We start from the raw sequence: 15,322 nt of genomic DNA on the forward strand, positions 1-15,322 counted from the left end.
GCTCTGCGATTCCCGATTCCCGATTCCCGATTCCCGATGAACGACGCCCGCACCCAGCAAGCCGATGCCCTGATCGGCGAATTACAGCGCGAACACGGTGGTCGGTTGACGGTGTTCCTGGGCGCCGCGCCCGGGGTCGGCAAGACCTACGCCATGTTGTCGCGGGCGCGCGAGCGCCTGCGCCAGGGCATGGATGTGGTGGCCGGCGTGGTGGAAACGCACGGGCGCAGCGAAACCGCGGCGTTGCTGGAAGGCTTGCCGCTGCTGCCGCGCGCCGGCGTGAGTTACCAGGGCCGCATGCTGGAAGAACTCGACCTGGATGCATTGCTGGCACGCAAGCCGCGGCTGGCCCTGATCGACGAGCTGGCGCACCGCAACGTGCCCGGCAGCCGCCATGAGCGGCGCTGGCAAGACATCGTGGAGTTGCTCGATGCCGGGATCGACGTCTACACCACGGTCAACATCCAGCACCTGGAAAGCCTCAACGACATCGTGCTGCGCATCACCGGCGTGCGCGTGTCCGAGACCGTGCCCGATGCCGTGTTCGACCGCCTGCGCGACATCGTGCTGGTGGACCTGCCGCCACGCGAACTGATCGAGCGCCTGCAGCAGGGCAAGGTGTATTTGCCCGAGCAGGCCACGCAGGCATTGCAGGCGTTTTTCTCGCCTTCCAACCTCACCGCCTTGCGCGAGCTGGCGATGCAGACCGCTGCCGACCGCGTCGACAGCGATCTGCGCGATACCCAGGCCGCGCGCGGCCTGCCTGGCACCGCCGCGTTGCGACGCCGCGTGGTGGTGGCCATCGATGGCCGCGGCAGCTCGGATTATCTGGTGCGCGTGGCGCGGCGTCTGTCGGAGCGGCGCGATGCACCGTGGACGGTGGTCACCGTGCAGACCCGCACCGTGACCGATGCAGCCTGGCAGCTGGAAATCGATCGCGCATTCGCGCTCGCCCATCGCCTCGGTGGCGACACCGCGCTGCTGCATGGCGCCAATGTGGCCGATGCCTTGCTGGATTTCGCCTCGCAGAACGGCATCTCCACCCTGGTGCTGGGGCGCACCCGCGAGCGCCCGCTGGCGCGCATGTTCAACCGCACGCTGACCCAGCAATTGCTGCAACGTGGCGCGCATTACGAACTGGTGATCGTCAGCTCCGCCGATGCGCGCGCACGTGCGCGCCAACGCTGGCGCAACCCGCGCCAATGGCTGCAGCGCTACGACATGGCGTTCGCTGCGATCGCGGCCGCTGGTGCGGTGGGGGTGGCGTGGTTGCTGCAGCGCTGGACCGATATCGATGACCTGTCGATGGTGTTCATCGTCGCAGTGGTGCTGGTGGCTTCGCGCACGCGCATGGCCGCTGCGGTGGTTGCCGCATTGCTGAGTTTTGTCGCCTACAACTTCTTCTTCATCGAGCCGCGTTTCACCTTGCAGATCAGCGCGCGCCAGGGCGTGGTGACGGTGTGCATGTTCCTGATCGCCGCGCTGGTCGCCGGCCGGCTGGCCTCGCGTTTGCGCAGCCAGGTCCTGGCCTTGCGCGCGGCCAATGCGCATGCCAACGCCTTGCAGGCGCTGGCCCGCCAGCTCAGCACCGCCGCCGATCTGGGGCAGGTGCTGGAAGCCGGCCGTCGGGCGCTGACCACTGCGCTGGATGCCGAGGTCTGGCTACGCCTGGAGCAGCGCGAAAGCGACGCACCCGCCAGCTTCGGTGCGCTCGATCGCAGCGCCGCCGATTGGACCCAGCGCCACGGCCAACCGGCCGGCCGTTTCACCGATACCTTGGCCGGGGCGCAGTGGTGGTGCCTGCCGGTGCGCCACGAGCGCGGCACCCTGGGTGTGGCCGCGCTGCGCTTTCGACAGGCGCTGCAACGGCCCGGCCTGGAACAACGCCGCCTGGCCGAAGCGATGGTGGAAGACATCGGCCAGGCTGCGCTGCGCACGCGCCTGGTCGCCGATCTGGAAGGCGCGCGCGTCAGTGGCGAAACCGAGCGCCTGCGTTCTGCCTTGCTCTCGTCGGTCTCGCACGATCTACGCTCGCCGCTGGCCTCGATGATCGGCTCGGCCAGCAGCCTGGCCAGCTACGGCGATGCGATGGACGCGCACGACCGCCACAGTCTGCTCGACACCATCCAGCTCGAAGGCGAGCGGCTGGATCGCTACATCCAGAACCTGCTCGACATGACCCGGCTCGGCCACACCGGCCTGACCTTGAATCGCGACTGGATCGGCGTCGACGAATTGATCGGCTCGGCCGCCCGCCGCCTGCAGCGCTATCAGCCGGAGGTGCGCCTGCAACTGGACCTGGCCGCCGACCTGCCGGCGATCTGGGTGCATCCGGCGCTGGTGGAACAGGCCATCTTCAACGTGCTGGAAAATGCGGCGAAATTTTCGCCAGCCGGCGTGCCGGTGACCGTGCACGCGCAGCTGCGTGCCGGCGCGTTGCAGATCGACATCGGCGACCAGGGGCCGGGCATTCCCGAAGACGAGCGCGCGCGGATCTTCGACATGTTCTACAGCGTGGAGCGCGGTGACCGCGGGCGCAACGGCACCGGCTTGGGTCTTGCCATCTGCCAGGGCATGATCGGCGCGCACGGCGGCAGCGTGGCGGCATTGGCGGGCGCGCATGGTCACGGCACCACCATCCGCATTACGCTGCCGTTGCTCGTTCCCGCCGCGCCACCTCGCCCCGATGCCGACTGACCTCACTGCCATCCCGCCCGCCCGCGTGCTGATCGTCGACGACGAGCCGCAGATCCGCCGTTTCCTCGACATCAGCCTGCGTGCGCAGGGCTATCGTGTGCTGCAGGCCGGCACCGGCGAAGAAGGCCTGGCCTTGCTGGCCGGGCAGGGCGCCGAACTGGTGGTGCTGGACATCGGCCTGCCCGATCGCGATGGGCATGAAGTGCTGCGCGAGATCCGCCAGTGGTCCAACGTGCCGGTGATCATGCTCACCGTACGCGCCGGCGAAACCGAAAAGGTCGCCGCGCTCGATGCCGGCGCCAACGACTACGTCACCAAACCCTTCGGCGTGCAGGAATTGATGGCCCGCATCCGCTCGCTGCTGCGCCAGGCCGGCGCCGGCAGCACGGTGGAAGAAAGCGTGTTCGACGACGGCCGCCTGCATATCCATCTGGGCCTGCGCGAGGTCACCCTCGATGGCGAAGCGGTGCCCTTGAGCCGCAAGGAATACGCCTTGCTCGCGCTGTTGCTCAAGCACGCCGGCCGTGTGGTCACCCAGCCGCAACTGCTGCGTGAGGTGTGGGGCCCCACCCACGAGGAAGACACCCATTATCTGCGCATCCTGGTCGGCAAATTGCGCCAGAAACTGCACGACGATGCCGCCGACCCGCACTACATCGTCACCGAGCCCGGCGTGGGTCTGCGGTTTATCGGGGTAATGCGTTGAGCTCGATCGCCTGCAGGTTGGGTCACCTTCATTCGGTAGGAGTGCACCCGCCTGGCAAGTGGTTGAGAACGGATTGGCGAGCAACTTGGGAACACCAGACCCGTGTCACCATCTATCCGATCCCCGGTCCCTGGCGTTGCGGTTCCTGTGTTTGGTTGCATTCTCTGCTGCTGAGTTAACTGTTCTTGTTGGAGGTCCAGCCCACGCTGGACCGACACTTCGATCGGGGTATTGATCGCCACCTCGGTTTCTACATGAGCTCGCATATGCGCAGGGTTACTAGGACTGCCTTGCACGGCGAAAAGATGATGGCCGGCCTGCAGCGATGGCGTGGCCGTGCTGAGCATTACGTGGTCTACACGCGTGAGGCCGTTTGCCATTGCCTCGGTCGCCAGACATGCGGCCGCCCGATCACTGCGTTCATCTGGTGATCTCCCCAATGATGGGTCCAACGCATGAACGCGTTCTACGCACTGCGCGAATATTGGCGGCAAGGCTGGCGAATCGAGGGTCAGGGGTGCAGGTGGCCCAAAAGGGTGGGCTCCGCGGTGGTAGATCGGGTCGGTTCGTTCTAGTGCTGAAGCCCAAGATCTGCCATTCCAAATATGCATTTCCCCGGAAGGATCAGTCACCGATAAGTGGCCTTGACGATCAACTCTGACCTGAGAGATCTCAGCTCTGGCAAGTTCGTTCGCACCGGCAATCACTAGCGGCGGTCCAGCTGCTTCGGTATCCATCCTTCCAAGAATGCGCGCTCCAATTACTGGATCGCGCAACATGGCATCGAAAAGCTGCAAGCTGGGTTCGCTGTTGAATCCTCTGGCCAAGGCCGGGTTGTTGGCATCCCCGACCTGGGTCCTCCACTCTTCGCTACCTGGTCCACTTCCAAGTTCCAATGCATTGACGAGGCTGACGCCCCTAACTGTCGCGTCGCGCCCGGACGTGATCGCGGCGCGAGCGGCAGGGTTCAGTCCGTTGATTCCCTGGTTTCCGATCCACTCACGGACGCTTTCGGGCGTCATGCCCGTGGACTGCTGGAGGGTGCCGACAAGCAGCTCACCACGGGCTTGGTTCTGGTTGTAAAGTTTGCTGGTGACAGCAACGATCTCAGCGGCTTCGTCCGGGTATGTCCTGTTGAGATCCCGCAGCCATCCTATTTCTGACAAAGGCTGTCCCACAGCCTGCCATTTGCGCTCTACCTGCTGAGCATTCAGATCTTGCACAAACATGCGCCCGTCATCAGATCTGAGAAATTCGTTGAGACGATCCTGTTCTTTAGCGGAAAGGTCGTTACCCACCTGGCCGCGTGTCTGTAGTCGACGTAACAGGCCTGTCTGCTCTGTTTGGGTGAAGCCTTGGTCGGTTGGCGCCCAATCCGAATAATGACGAAGCATCTCCGCAGCAGCTTCACCGCGCCCAGGTTGGCCGAAGTCCCATTGCATGATGCCTACCGACCAGCCCGAGTTACCAGTGCTGTGTTGTAATGCGTATGCAGCACCGAGATTTACCTAGCTGGAGCGTCCGACAGCGTTGTAAGCAAGAACTTCGAAGCTCTGACGGCTGAGCGCATCGTATCTATAAATCTGTGCCATCACTGGACCCTATGGGATGGATTTTGCGAGTTGCTCCAGTTGCGCGATACGGAGCGTGTGATGCTCATCTTGCATGCTGTCGATAGCGCATCTTGCTCGTTACGAGACATTCCCTGCACCAACGGCTCGGCTTGGCAATAGGTGTCGCGATACGTTCGCCAAGCATTGGCGGATGCCGCGAAGTCCTTTTCAAGGTCGTCGAGATACGCTGGGTCGTCGGCGGTGTAGCTGGCATAGCTTGCCCGTGCCTTGCTGATGATATTTTTTTCGGCTGCAGCCATTTCGTTTTCGATGGTACGTGCCTGCTGCAGTGCAAGGCAGGCGGAGCCTAACGCTTCGCACTCCTTTGCTGGTAACGCCAAAAAACAGGCTTCTCTATCTTTGGCTGCAGCAACGCGTGAGCAATCCGTCTTGACCTTTGATGGCTTCACTGACTTGTCTTGGGTGGCGGCGTTGACATCTGGCGATGAGCAGCCAGTGAGTGCCGATAGCAATAATATTGCCACCCATAGGGGTGTGATTTTTCTATAGGTCGCGGAAAATCTCTCTGGTTCCTTTGTTGCCCTGATCATTCGAGATCCGCCCTAAGCGCCTTATTCGGATGATCAGGCTATCCATGTAAGTCTGATTTCATCAAGTGGTTGCTGTGGTATGACGTTGACGTTATGCAACGAAGAGTGCTCATCATTTACTCATGCAGGCGGTAATACCTTGCCCGGGTTGAGAATCCCGTCCGGATCCAGTGCGGCCTTGATTGCGCGCATGGTGGCCAGCGTTGCTGCGCTGAAGGCCTGGCTCATGAAATCGCGCTTGGCCACGCCGATGCCGTGCTCGCCGGAGAGCGTGCCTTCCAGCGCCAGCACCAGCGTAAACAGTCGTGGCAAGGCGGCATGCGCGCGGGCGTTTTCGTCGGCATCGGCCGGGTCGTACATGATGTTGACGTGCAGGTTGCCGTTGCCGGCATGGCCGAAGGCGACGATGGGCAGTGCGAATTCCGCAGCGAGCGCTTCCACGCCGGCGACGAGTTCGGGAATGCGCGACACCGGCACCACCACGTCCTCATTGATCTTGCCCGGCTTGATGGTGCGCAAGGCCGGCGACAGGGCGCGGCGTGCGGCCCACAACTTGTCGCGCGCGCTGCCATCGGCGGCCACGTCCAGGCTCAGTACGCCTTCGCCATCGGCCGCGTCGTGCAGGGCTTGCAGCGCGTAGGGCAAGGTGTCGTGATCGCCGTCGGCTTCGATCAACAGCATGGCGCCAGCGTCGGGCACATCGCTGCCATTGCGGCGTAGCAGCGCAATCGCACTGGCATCCATGAATTCCAGCATGGTCGGCGTGGTCGGTTGCGCCATCAGCCGCGACACCGCGGCTGCGGCGCTGGACGCATCGCGGTACAGCGCGCGCAGGCCGGCTTGCGCAATGGCGCGCGGGGTCAGCTTCAAGGTCGCCTCGACGATGATCGCCAGGGTGCCCTCGCTGCCGACCAGCAAGTGGGTGAGGTCGTAACCGGTGGAATTCTTGGTGTACGCGCCGCCGCAGCGGATCACCTCGCCGGTGCCGGTCACCGCCACCAGGCCGAGCACGTTGTCGCGGGTGGCGCCGTATTTCACCGCGCGCGGGCCGCCGGCGTTGGTGGATAGATTGCCGCCGACGCTGCAGATGTCCGCGCTGGACGGATCCGGCGGCCAGAACAAACCATGCGGCTGCAGCGCCTGTTGCAGGTCGCCATTGAGCAGGCCCGGTTGCACCACCGCGCAGCGGTCTTGCGGACGTAGTGCCAGGATCTGGTTCATGCGCGCCATCGACACCACCACCCCGCCGGAAAACGGCACCGCCGCGCCGGTGGTGCCGGTGCCGGCGCCGCGCGCCACGATCGGCACGCCGTGCGCACGGCACGCCTGCACGATCGCCACCACCTCATCGGTGTCGCGCGGCAACGCCACCGCGGCCGGCAATGCCCAGCGGCGCGAATCGTCTTCGCCATAGCGGCGGCGCGCATCGTCGCCGGTCAACCATCCATCGGTACCCAGGCGCGCGGCCAACAACTCGGCAAGTGCGGTGGGAAGTACATCGGTCATGACATGCGATCCTGTGGTGCCGCGCGCTGGATGCATTTCCACCCCAGCACGGCGACGGTGAGCGGCAACCAGACCCAGCGCAGCTCGGAGAGCAACGTGCTCAGGCCGCGCGCGTTGAAGAAGCCGGTCGCGAATGGTGACACCCGAATCGGCCGCCATGGTGCGAACCAACGCGTCTGGCTCCACGGCCAGCCCAGCGCAACGCCCAGGCCGCCGGAGGTCATCGCATCCAGCAGCGGGTGCGATGCGGCGCAGGCGAACAAAAATACAGACGCCTGCACGGCATCCGCACGCAGGCTGCGATGCGCCGCGATGCCGAGCAGTGCGATGACGCTGGCGAACAACAGCGAGTGGCTGGCGCCGCGATGGCCGAACGCATCGGCGTAGGGAATGCGCAGCGCGAACGCCAGCACATCGGCATCGGGCAGCATCGCCGCCACCACGCCGGCCGCGAGCAGGCGTGGCGAGATGCGGCCGCATTCGCTGGCGCACCACAGCGCCAATGGCACGGCAGCGTGGGTCATGATGGTTGGCATGAAAAAACGTTGGCGTGAGCGTTCGGTGGCGGTCAGCAATCGTCGGCGCGGAATGCGTCGCGGATCCAGTGCAATACCGGCGGTTCGCCGCTGGCATCGACTACATCGAAGCGGCACGGCAGCGCCGCCAGGGCCGGGTGAGCGCCAAGAAACAACTGCGCGGCCAGCACCAACTTGCGACGCTTGCGCCAGTCCACCGATGCCGCACCGCCGCCGAAGCGGTCGTCGCGCCGATAGCGCACTTCCACAAACACCAGCGATGGCCCATCGTGCATCACCAGATCCAGTTCGCCGCCGCGGTAGTTGGCGTTGCCGACCACCAGCCGTAGCCCGGCCTGCTCCAGCAACGCGCGTGCGGCCGCCTCGACCGCCGCACCACGCTGCTGACGCGCCGCCGGCATGGCTCAGCGGCCGTCGGCGATCGGCGTCGGGCGGCCACCGCTGAAGGTGGACCAGGCCGGCGTGCGCAGCACATTGCCGAAGCCGTCCAGGTGCAGGGTGCCGGTGGCGCCGCGCAGGCCGCCATCGGTGCCGGTGGCGAGTTTTTCCAGGTACGCAGTGATCTTCCAGGCGTCGTAGCCGAACGCGAACAGCCGGGCGGCCGGGCCGCGTGCGCTGGGCAGGGTGCTGGCCACCTGGCTGACCGCCGGCAGGCCGGACACGCCCAGGGCGGTCCAGGTTTCGCTCGGGTAGACGATGCCATCCAGCGCCAGATCGTCTTCGACCTTGCCGGTGCCGGCCACCAGTTGCGAGGTGCCCACGCGCGACTTGCCGGCGAATCCGGCCAGCGCCAGCTGCGGCGCCAAAGCACGCGCGGTGTTGCCGCGCACCGCCAGGAACACCGCGTCGGCGGTGCCGTAATTGCGCAGCTGCGCGCCGATGTCGCCCGGCGCGTCGGCCACGCTGATGCTGCCGGCCACCGTGCCGCCGCGTTCGCTGAAACGGTCGCGGAAGGCCTTGATGGTGCGCTTGCCGTTGTCGTCGCTGGTGCCGACGATCAGCACATTGCGGCGTTCGCGCGAGAGCAGGTATTCGGCGGCCATGATGCCGTCGTCTTCCGGCGCCAGCGAGAAGCCTGCGCTGCCGGTGGGCGGGGCCTTGTTGTCGCTGGGACGGTTCAGTGCCAGCACCGGCACCGCGAGCTGGCCGCGCGCGAACAACGCGCTGACTTCGTCGCGCCCCAGCGGGCCGACCACGTAATCCACCCCGGCGCTCACAGCCTTGTCGTAGGCGGCATTGGCACCGGCGGCGGTGCCGGCGGTGTCGAAGAATTGCACCTCCGGGCGGCGGCGGGTTTCCGCGTAGTAGCCGGCCAGCAGGCCATCGCGTACCGGCGCGGCGGCGGTCGCCAGGTTGCCGGTGATCGGCAGCAGCACGCCCAGCTTGACCGGTGGGCGGTAGCCATCGCGCTCGGCGGGCGGGCGCTTGCTCGTATCGAAACCCCATTGTGCATCGCGCTCGAAGGCGCGCGGCAGCGCCAGGCCGCGGCTGATCAACGCGCGCCCGGCGAAGTTGTACAACGGGTCGCCGGCCGGCAGCGCAGCGGTGCGGCCCTTGAGGGTGGCGTCGTCGAGCGCGGCAAGCAGGCGCACGATGGCGCGCTGGTTGTCGCTGCGCGCGGTGCCGGTCAGGCTGGCATCGGCGCGCGCGCGGTCGGCGGCGGCGCCGAACAGGTCGCCGGTGGCTTCCAGCGCCGCAGCGCGGGCCACCAGCCAGCGCGTCTGCAGCGGCTGGGTCAGCCCCTGCGGGCTGTCGCCCAGGGCCTGCAACGCCTGCGCGCCCTGCTTGTCGAGCACCGCCAGCTCGCCGGTGAGCAGCCCGAAGCGAGCCCGCTCCTCGCCGCTCAGGTGGCGTGGGTTGACCTGCGCCAGCAGCGTGCGGGCGCGCGCATCGTCGCCAGCGTCGTGCCAGCCGAACGCCGCGGCAGCCAGCAGCCGGCTGCGTTGCGCGCCGCTGGCACTGGCAGCTTCGGCTTCCAGCTGCTGCGCGGCGTCGCGCGGTTTGCCCTGATCCAGCAGTGCCAGCGCTGCGCTCTGCGTCGGCGAGGCGGTCGGCGTGACGCTGCTGGTGGCGCAACCGGCGGCCAGCATCACCATCAGCGAAAGGGCAGAGATCCTTGCAACACGCTTGTTCATTTCAGATCCATTGGACAGGGGCCGCCGGGGCGGACCGTTAAAAACGCTACGATTCTACCCTTTGCCCCCGGAAAACCGCTGATGACGTCCCCCGGAACCCTGCACGTGGTCGCCACGCCGATCGGCAACCTGGCCGACCTGTCGCCACGCGCGCAGGAGGTGTTGCGTGGCGTGGCCGCGATCTGCGCCGAAGACACGCGCCATACCCGCCAGTTGCTCGGCCATTTCGGCATCGACCGCCCGCTGCTGGCGCTGCACGACCACAACGAAGACGCCATGTCCGAACGCATCGTGGCGCGCCTGCGCGACGGCGAGTCGCTGGCCATCGTCAGCGACGCCGGCACCCCGCTGGTCAGCGACCCGGGGTTCAAACTGGTGCGCGCCGCGCGTGCCGCCGGCATCAAGGTCAGCCCGGTCCCGGGCGCCTGCGCGGCAATCGCTGCGCTCAGCGTGGCTGGCCTGCCCAGCGACCGCTTCGGCTTCGAGGGGTTTCTGCCGGCCAAGAGCGCCGCCCGCCGCGAGCGCCTGGCGCGGTTGGCAGGGGAGACCCGCACCCTGGTGTTCTACGAATCGGCGCACCGCATCGTCGAATCGCTGGCCGACCTGCGCTTTGCCTTCGGTGACGAGCGCCCGGCAGTGATCGCCCGCGAATTGACCAAACTCTTCGAAACCGTGCTCGACGGCAGCCTGGCGCAGCTGCAGGCCCAGGTCGAAGCCGACGACAACCAGCGCAAGGGCGAATTCGTGGTGATGGTGCAGGGCGCCGCCGACGCCGCCGAAGGCCAGCTCGCCGAAGGCCGCCGCGTCTACGCCAAGCTCGCCGAGCACCTGCCCCCTTCCACCGCCGCCAAGCTTGCTGCCGAGCTCACTGGCGCGCCGCGCAAGGCCTTGTATGGCGGCTAATGCGGTCATCGCAGGAACGTGGCTGGAAGCGACGGTGGTTGATCGGTACCGCCTCTCGCGCCCGGGTGCGCTCCTACAGGGCAATGGCAAGCTTGAAATCGCCGCGCCGTTCTGCACGGCAGCGATAGCGTAGAATGCGCCCCGGCGGAGTCGGCCAGACAGTCGCGTCACTCGCAAGAGTGCCGAGGAAAGTCCGGGCTCCATAGGGCAAGGTGCCAGGTAACGCCTGGGCGGCGCAAGCCGACGGAAAGTGCAACAGAAAGATACCGCCTACGTCCCTCGTCACCCCTTTGCCGCCACTGAAACGTGCCAGCGATGCCTCGCATCGCCAAGCGCGCTCGGAGGCCGCAAAGGGGTGGCGAGGGGCCGGTAAGGGTGAAATGGTGCGGTAAGAGCGCACCGCGAGTCCGGTAACGGACCGGCACGGCAAACCCCACCTGGAGCAAGACCAAATAGGGATCCATTGGCGTGGCCCGCGCTGGATCCGGGTAGGTTGCTTGAGCGCCGCGGTGACGTAGCGCCTAGACGAATGACTGTCCACGACAGAACCCGGCTTATCGGCCGGCTCCGCCGCCTTCTTTGGGCGTTCGCCCTTCGAAGGCGCCCACGCTTCGTACCGCCGCAGGCGGTACAAAACGCGGGTCCCGCTCCGGGCATGCCACATCCCCGCGGCTGTCGCCGCGCCCCCTTGACTCAAGGGGGCTTGCAGGTAGCCAGTGGGTCGAGGCTCTCGCTACGCTCCGCCGCCTTCTTTGGGCATTTGCCCTTCGAAGGCGCCCACGCTTCGTACCGCCGCAGGCGATACAAACGCGGGTCCCGCTCCGGGCATGCCACATCCCCGCGGCTGTCGCCGCGCCCCCTTGACTCAAGGGGGCTTGCAGGTAGCCAGTGGGTCGAGGCTCTCTCTACGCTCCGCCGCCTTCTTTGGGCGTTTGCCCGAAGAAGGCGCCCACGCTTCGTACCGCCGCAGGCGGTACAAAACGCGGGTCCCGCTCCGGGCATGCCACATCCCCGCGGCTGTCGCCGCGCCCCCTTGACTCAAGGGGGCTGGCAGGTAGCCAGTGGATCGAGGCTCTCGCTATGCGATCGACTCCCTTCCACCGCCTGCGGGGGAAGGTGCCCGAAGGGCGGATGGGGGTACGCAATTCGCCACGCCTGCAGCCGTGTTTGGCGCTAGCCGAACGAGCGGGTGAACAGCTCGTCCAGGGCGTCGATGATGATCTGGCCCTGGTCCTTCAATGTGCCGGCAGGTGTGTTGAGCACGGACAGCGGCATCCGAGGTCATTTCCAGGGGTGGCAGGATCACGCGGTGGCCGGCGATGGTGAGTTCCGGGGTGAAGCGGGATGGGGTCGGCGAAGAGCTTGGACTTTCGGATCAGGGGCCGCCGCCGCGGCGTGGCGAGGTGTCGAAAATGTTCGACTGAACGACGAGCACGTACGGATGTTCGTGTTCTGGCCGACATTGGCGTGAACATCGAGCTGGTCGGTCACAGCGTGGAAACTCGTCGGCGAAGGAGCCGTGCGCCTCGGTGAAGGCTTTCCATTCGCTTGTCGCGCGTTGCAGCTCAAGCGCTCCTGCGCTGTGGCTGTGGCGTTCCTTGGCGATGTACTCGGCCAGCAACTCTTCCACCTTTGCCGAGAGCTTGCCGGTCATCGCGCGGGCTTGCGCCGCCAGGTCGGCATGGCGGTCAGATTCGATGGTTTTTTTGCGCAGAAACATCGTAATGGCGGTTCATGCGTCGACTCCTCGGCTATGCGCACGAGCGTGGCTTGTCAACGCGAGCCAGGGATCTCCAGGCGTGCCTCGCCCTGGAAAATCCCATTCGGCCCGAAGCGTCGTTCGTGGATGAAGCCATGGCCGTGATGGTCCACCGCAACGATGGTGCTGGCGCGGGTGCCATAGCTGGGGCCGCTGATGAAGGCGGCCGAGAGCAGGCGTTCGGTCGCCAGGTCCACGCCGGTCTGCGGTAGCGCAGCGTCGGGGGCGATGGCCGGGTTGCCCAGGGCGGCCCACAGCGGCTGCAGGTCTTCGTCGCCGTCGGCGCACCAGCGGTGCAGCACCTTGGTCAGCGCAGCGGTCTTGGGCCACGGCGCATCCAGCGGCCCGTTGGACATGCCATGGATGCCCGCCGCCAGTTGCCGCGCCAGTGGCGGGTGGTTGCTCAGGTGCTCACACCGGTCGGCGTCGCACAGCAACAGGTTGAAAGGTGGGAACGCGTGGGCGGCGCCGGCCAGTGCGTCGGCGTACACGGTAGCGCCCAGGCTGCCGGACAGGTAGTCGGCAATCAAATGCCCGCGCGAGCGCCCCGAAGAAGTGGCGAGCGGGTCACGCACATTGGTGACCACCGCAGCGCGTCCGTCCCGATCCAGGCCAACCCAACTGCCACCGGAGCGCAGGTCGCGGCCAGCCAGCAGGTTGTCGGCCGGCGCCGCCCAGCGTGCCAGTGCCGCAGTGGGACGTTCGTGGAATTCGTCGCGGTTGCCCGCCAGCAGCAAACGCCAGCGCGGGTGGACTTTCCAGGCGAGAGCGACCAGACACATGTCGCCGATTGTCACCTTGTTTGCGCAGTTGAGATACGTCGCTGACGCAATGTGAAGTGAGATGGCAGTCGGGTTTACATGGCCTTCACCGCCCTGAATTTCCGTTCAATCTCAAAATATGAGATGAAACAGCAACTTGTGGATAACCTTTGAACAAGTCTCTAAAGAGTGCCGCAACTCATTGATGCGACTGGCGATTTGTGGTCCTCAAAGTTGTTGACAACCTTTGACGCGCTGCTAAGGTGGGCAACGGAGGGAAAACCAGGTGTTTTGTGGTTTTTCGTGGTTCAATGATCCCCCAGCGGGTATTCGAGGTTGCATTCGGTGTTTCAGGGCGAGACTGCCATCACGGTGGACGACAAGGGGCGTATGGCGGTGCCAACCGCATACCGCGACCTCGTTGCGCGTGTCAGCGGCAACCGTCTGGTCCTCACCTACAACCCGTTCGAAGCCGGATGCCTGTGGCTATACGCGGAAAAGGAGTGGGAGCGGGTGCGCGACGACGTGATGTCCAAGCCCAATACCCAGCGCGTGGTCCGCACGCTGCAGCAGAAACTGGTGGGTTCTTCGGCGGTGCTCGAGCTGGACGCCAACGGCCGTCTGAGCATTCCGGCCAGCCATCGCAATGCAGTGGGCATCGAGAAAAAAGCCGTGCTGCTGGGCATGGGCGACAAGTTCGAACTCTGGAGCGAGCAGGCACATCGCGCACTGATCCAGCAGACATTGTCTGACGGGGATCTGGGCGATGAATTGCTCGATCTCAGGTTGTGAGCCGGGGTGCCCGGATGCGCGGTGAAGCGCAGCCCGGTCACCCGGTGTCGCAGTCCCCGGCGGCCCATGTGCCGGTGCTGTACACGCAGGTGCTGGATGGCCTGCAAGTGACCGAAAACGGAACGTATCTGGATGGCACGTTCGGGCGTGGCGGGCACGCGCGCGGCGTGCTGGAACACCTTGGCCCGGGAGGTCGACTGCTGGTGATGGACAAGGACCCCGAAGCGATCGCGGTGGCCGAACACAGCTTCGGTGGCGATGCGCGCGTGTCCATCCATCGCGGCAGTTTTGCCGGGCTCGGCCAGGTGGTTGCCGCCGCCACCGTCGACGGCATCCTGCTGGATCTGGGCGTGTCTTCGCCGCAGCTGGACGTGGCCGGGCGCGGTTTCAGTTTCGGCAAGGACGGCCCGCTGGACATGCGCATGGACCCGGACAGCGGCCAGAGCGCAGCCGAGTGGCTGGCGCAGGCCAGCGACCGCGAGATCGCCGATGTGCTGTGGACCTATGGCGAAGAACGCCAGAGCCGCCGTATCGCGCGCGCCATCGTGGCGCGGCGCGCCGAACAGCCGCTGCTGCGCACCGCGCAACTGGCCGACCTGATCGCGTCGGTGATGCCGCGCGGCGACAGCAAGACCCACCCGGCCACACGCAGCTTCCAGGCCATCCGCATCCACATCAACCGCGAGCTGGCCGATCTGGAAGCCGGGCTGGATGCCGCCCTGGGCGCGCTCAAGCCGGGCGGCCGGCTGGCGGTGATCAGCTTCCATTCGCTGGAAGATCGCATCGTCAAACAATTCATGGCCCGCTACGCCAAGGCGCCGCCGAGCAACCGCCGCTTGCCCGAAGCACAGCCGTTCGTGGCCACGCTGCAACTGGTGAGCGGCGCGATCAAGGCCGACGACGCCGAATTGCACGTCAACCCGCGCGCACGCAGCGCGGTGTTGCGGGTGGCCGAGAAGCTGGGATTGGGGAATGGGGAATCGGGAATGGGCAAAGGCAACAGCGCCGCTGCTTCCCGATTCCCGACTGCCGATTCCCCATTCCCGGCGTCAGCGAACGGTGACGCCGCATGAGCCGCTTGCTGCTCGTCGTGCTGCTTGCCTGCAGCATCGCCTCGGCGATCGGTGTGGTGTATATGCGCCATATGCATCGCAAGCTGTTCGTGCAGTTGTCCAAGCTCGAACACACACGCGACGAATTGAATATCGAATTCGGCCGGCTGCAGCTGGAGCAGGCCACGTGGGCGGAAAGCAACCGGGTCGACCAGGTCGCGCGTGCGCGCATCGGGATGAAGTTCCCGGAGACCAACGACATCGTGGTGGTGCGCCCATGACAAAGCAGCACAGCCGCTTTGCACGGCGCA

13 protein-coding genes, 1 other RNA gene and 1 pseudogene are annotated in these 15,322 nt (G+C 66.0%); 7 read left to right on the forward strand and 8 right to left on the reverse strand.

All coding sequences use genetic code 11. The features are described 5' to 3' along the window. Positions 1-36: 36 nt before the first annotated feature. Both AMD14_RS04400 and AMD14_RS04405 read left to right on the forward strand, forming a co-directional pair. Positions 37-2,697 (forward strand): DUF4118 domain-containing protein, encoded by a 2,661-nt coding sequence (locus AMD14_RS04400; RefSeq protein WP_011050521.1) that lies wholly within the window; start codon positions 37-39, stop codon positions 2,695-2,697. Then, positions 2,687-3,403: a response regulator gene (locus AMD14_RS04405; protein ID WP_011050522.1), complete on the forward strand. Its 717-nt coding sequence runs from the start codon at positions 2,687-2,689 to the stop codon at positions 3,401-3,403. The genes AMD14_RS04400 and AMD14_RS04405 overlap by 11 nt, the downstream gene beginning before the upstream one ends. Here AMD14_RS04405 and AMD14_RS24530 read toward each other — a convergent pair. From AMD14_RS24530 to AMD14_RS04435, 6 genes are all read right to left on the reverse strand, one after another. Beyond that, positions 3,349-4,845, reverse strand: a complete 1,497-nt coding sequence (locus AMD14_RS24530) for an XVIPCD domain-containing protein (protein WP_155400520.1) — start codon at positions 4,843-4,845, stop codon at positions 3,349-3,351. The genes AMD14_RS04405 and AMD14_RS24530 overlap by 55 nt on opposite strands. A gap of 149 nt (positions 4,846-4,994) precedes the next feature. Next, positions 4,995-5,567 carry a lysozyme inhibitor LprI family protein gene (locus AMD14_RS25205; protein WP_011050523.1) on the reverse strand — a complete coding sequence of 191 codons (573 nt, stop codon included), beginning with the start codon at positions 5,565-5,567 and terminating at the stop codon, positions 4,995-4,997. Between the two features lie 120 nt (positions 5,568-5,687). Beyond that, entirely contained in the window at positions 5,688-7,073 is a 1,386-nt protein-coding gene (locus tag AMD14_RS04420; RefSeq protein WP_003485313.1) for an FAD-binding oxidoreductase, read from the reverse strand. Continuing rightward, entirely contained in the window at positions 7,070-7,609 is a 540-nt protein-coding gene (locus tag AMD14_RS04425; protein ID WP_011050524.1) for a metal-dependent hydrolase, read from the reverse strand. Before AMD14_RS04425 ends, AMD14_RS04420 begins: the two co-directional genes overlap by 4 nt. 32 nt (positions 7,610-7,641) lie before the next feature. Next, complete coding sequence (locus AMD14_RS04430) at positions 7,642-8,010, reverse strand: YraN family protein (RefSeq protein WP_005910940.1); 369 nt, start codon at positions 8,008-8,010, stop codon at positions 7,642-7,644. A gap of 3 nt (positions 8,011-8,013) precedes the next feature. Further along, complete coding sequence (locus tag AMD14_RS04435) at positions 8,014-9,705, reverse strand: penicillin-binding protein activator (protein WP_003485306.1); 1,692 nt, start codon at positions 9,703-9,705, stop codon at positions 8,014-8,016. A gap of 120 nt (positions 9,706-9,825) precedes the next feature. Between AMD14_RS04435 and rsmI the strand changes: the two genes are divergently transcribed. Together rsmI and rnpB are read left to right on the forward strand one after the other, a co-directional pair. Further along, positions 9,826-10,647: a 16S rRNA (cytidine(1402)-2'-O)-methyltransferase gene (gene rsmI / locus AMD14_RS04440; protein WP_005920993.1), complete on the forward strand. Its 822-nt coding sequence runs from the start codon at positions 9,826-9,828 to the stop codon at positions 10,645-10,647. Positions 10,648-10,793: 146 nt separating this feature from the next. Further along, an RNA gene (gene rnpB / locus AMD14_RS22365) (RNase P RNA component class A) lies at positions 10,794-11,220 on the forward strand. Positions 11,221-12,145: 925 nt separating this feature from the next. On the opposite strand, the pseudogene AMD14_RS25535 reads toward rnpB, so the two are convergent. Both AMD14_RS25535 and AMD14_RS04450 read right to left on the reverse strand, forming a co-directional pair. Beyond that, positions 12,146-12,383: pseudogene (locus AMD14_RS25535) on the reverse strand (type II toxin-antitoxin system CcdA family antitoxin); the annotation flags it as partial. Positions 12,384-12,420: 37 nt separating this feature from the next. Next, the gene (locus tag AMD14_RS04450) at positions 12,421-13,188 is read right to left on the reverse strand and encodes an NRDE family protein (protein WP_003485298.1); all 768 of its coding nucleotides are present in this window, start codon (positions 13,186-13,188) and stop codon (positions 12,421-12,423) included. Positions 13,189-13,503: 315 nt separating this feature from the next. Between AMD14_RS04450 and mraZ the strand changes: the two genes are divergently transcribed. The 3 genes from mraZ to ftsL are packed head-to-tail and all read left to right on the forward strand — an operon-like array spanning position 13,504 to position 15,292. Further along, positions 13,504-13,959 carry a division/cell wall cluster transcriptional repressor MraZ gene (gene mraZ, locus AMD14_RS04455; protein ID WP_005910933.1) on the forward strand — a complete coding sequence of 152 codons (456 nt, stop codon included), beginning with the start codon at positions 13,504-13,506 and terminating at the stop codon, positions 13,957-13,959. Positions 13,960-13,973: 14 nt separating this feature from the next. Further along, positions 13,974-15,032: a 16S rRNA (cytosine(1402)-N(4))-methyltransferase RsmH gene (gene rsmH / locus AMD14_RS04460; RefSeq protein ID WP_003485294.1), complete on the forward strand. Its 1,059-nt coding sequence runs from the start codon at positions 13,974-13,976 to the stop codon at positions 15,030-15,032. After that, positions 15,029-15,292: a cell division protein FtsL gene (gene ftsL / locus AMD14_RS04465; protein ID WP_005910928.1), complete on the forward strand. Its 264-nt coding sequence runs from the start codon at positions 15,029-15,031 to the stop codon at positions 15,290-15,292. The genes rsmH and ftsL overlap by 4 nt, the downstream gene beginning before the upstream one ends. Positions 15,293-15,322 lie beyond the last annotated feature (30 nt).

This window comes from Xanthomonas citri pv. citri (assembly GCF_000961215.1).
Lineage (GTDB): Bacteria > Pseudomonadota > Gammaproteobacteria > Xanthomonadales > Xanthomonadaceae > Xanthomonas > Xanthomonas cissicola.

Coding starts and splice junctions, on each gene's coding strand:
- AMD14_RS04400 (WP_011050521.1), top strand. CDS start 37: ATGAACGACGCCCGCACCCAGCAAGCCGATGCCCTGATCGGCGAATTA.
- AMD14_RS04405 (WP_011050522.1), top strand. CDS start 2,687: ATGCCGACTGACCTCACTGCCATCCCGCCCGCCCGCGTGCTGATCGTC.
- AMD14_RS24530 (WP_155400520.1), bottom strand. CDS start 4,845: ATGCAATGGGACTTCGGCCAACCTGGGCGCGGTGAAGCTGCTGCGGAG.
- AMD14_RS25205 (WP_011050523.1), bottom strand. CDS start 5,567: ATGATCAGGGCAACAAAGGAACCAGAGAGATTTTCCGCGACCTATAGA.
- AMD14_RS04420 (WP_003485313.1), bottom strand. CDS start 7,073: ATGACCGATGTACTTCCCACCGCACTTGCCGAGTTGTTGGCCGCGCGC.
- AMD14_RS04425 (WP_011050524.1), bottom strand. CDS start 7,609: ATGCCAACCATCATGACCCACGCTGCCGTGCCATTGGCGCTGTGGTGC.
- AMD14_RS04430 (WP_005910940.1), bottom strand. CDS start 8,010: ATGCCGGCGGCGCGTCAGCAGCGTGGTGCGGCGGTCGAGGCGGCCGCA.
- AMD14_RS04435 (WP_003485306.1), bottom strand. CDS start 9,705: ATGGTGATGCTGGCCGCCGGTTGCGCCACCAGCAGCGTCACGCCGACC.
- rsmI (WP_005920993.1), top strand. CDS start 9,826: ATGACGTCCCCCGGAACCCTGCACGTGGTCGCCACGCCGATCGGCAAC.
- AMD14_RS04450 (WP_003485298.1), bottom strand. CDS start 13,188: ATGTGTCTGGTCGCTCTCGCCTGGAAAGTCCACCCGCGCTGGCGTTTG.
- rsmH (WP_003485294.1), top strand. CDS start 13,974: ATGCGCGGTGAAGCGCAGCCCGGTCACCCGGTGTCGCAGTCCCCGGCG.
- ftsL (WP_005910928.1), top strand. CDS start 15,029: ATGAGCCGCTTGCTGCTCGTCGTGCTGCTTGCCTGCAGCATCGCCTCG.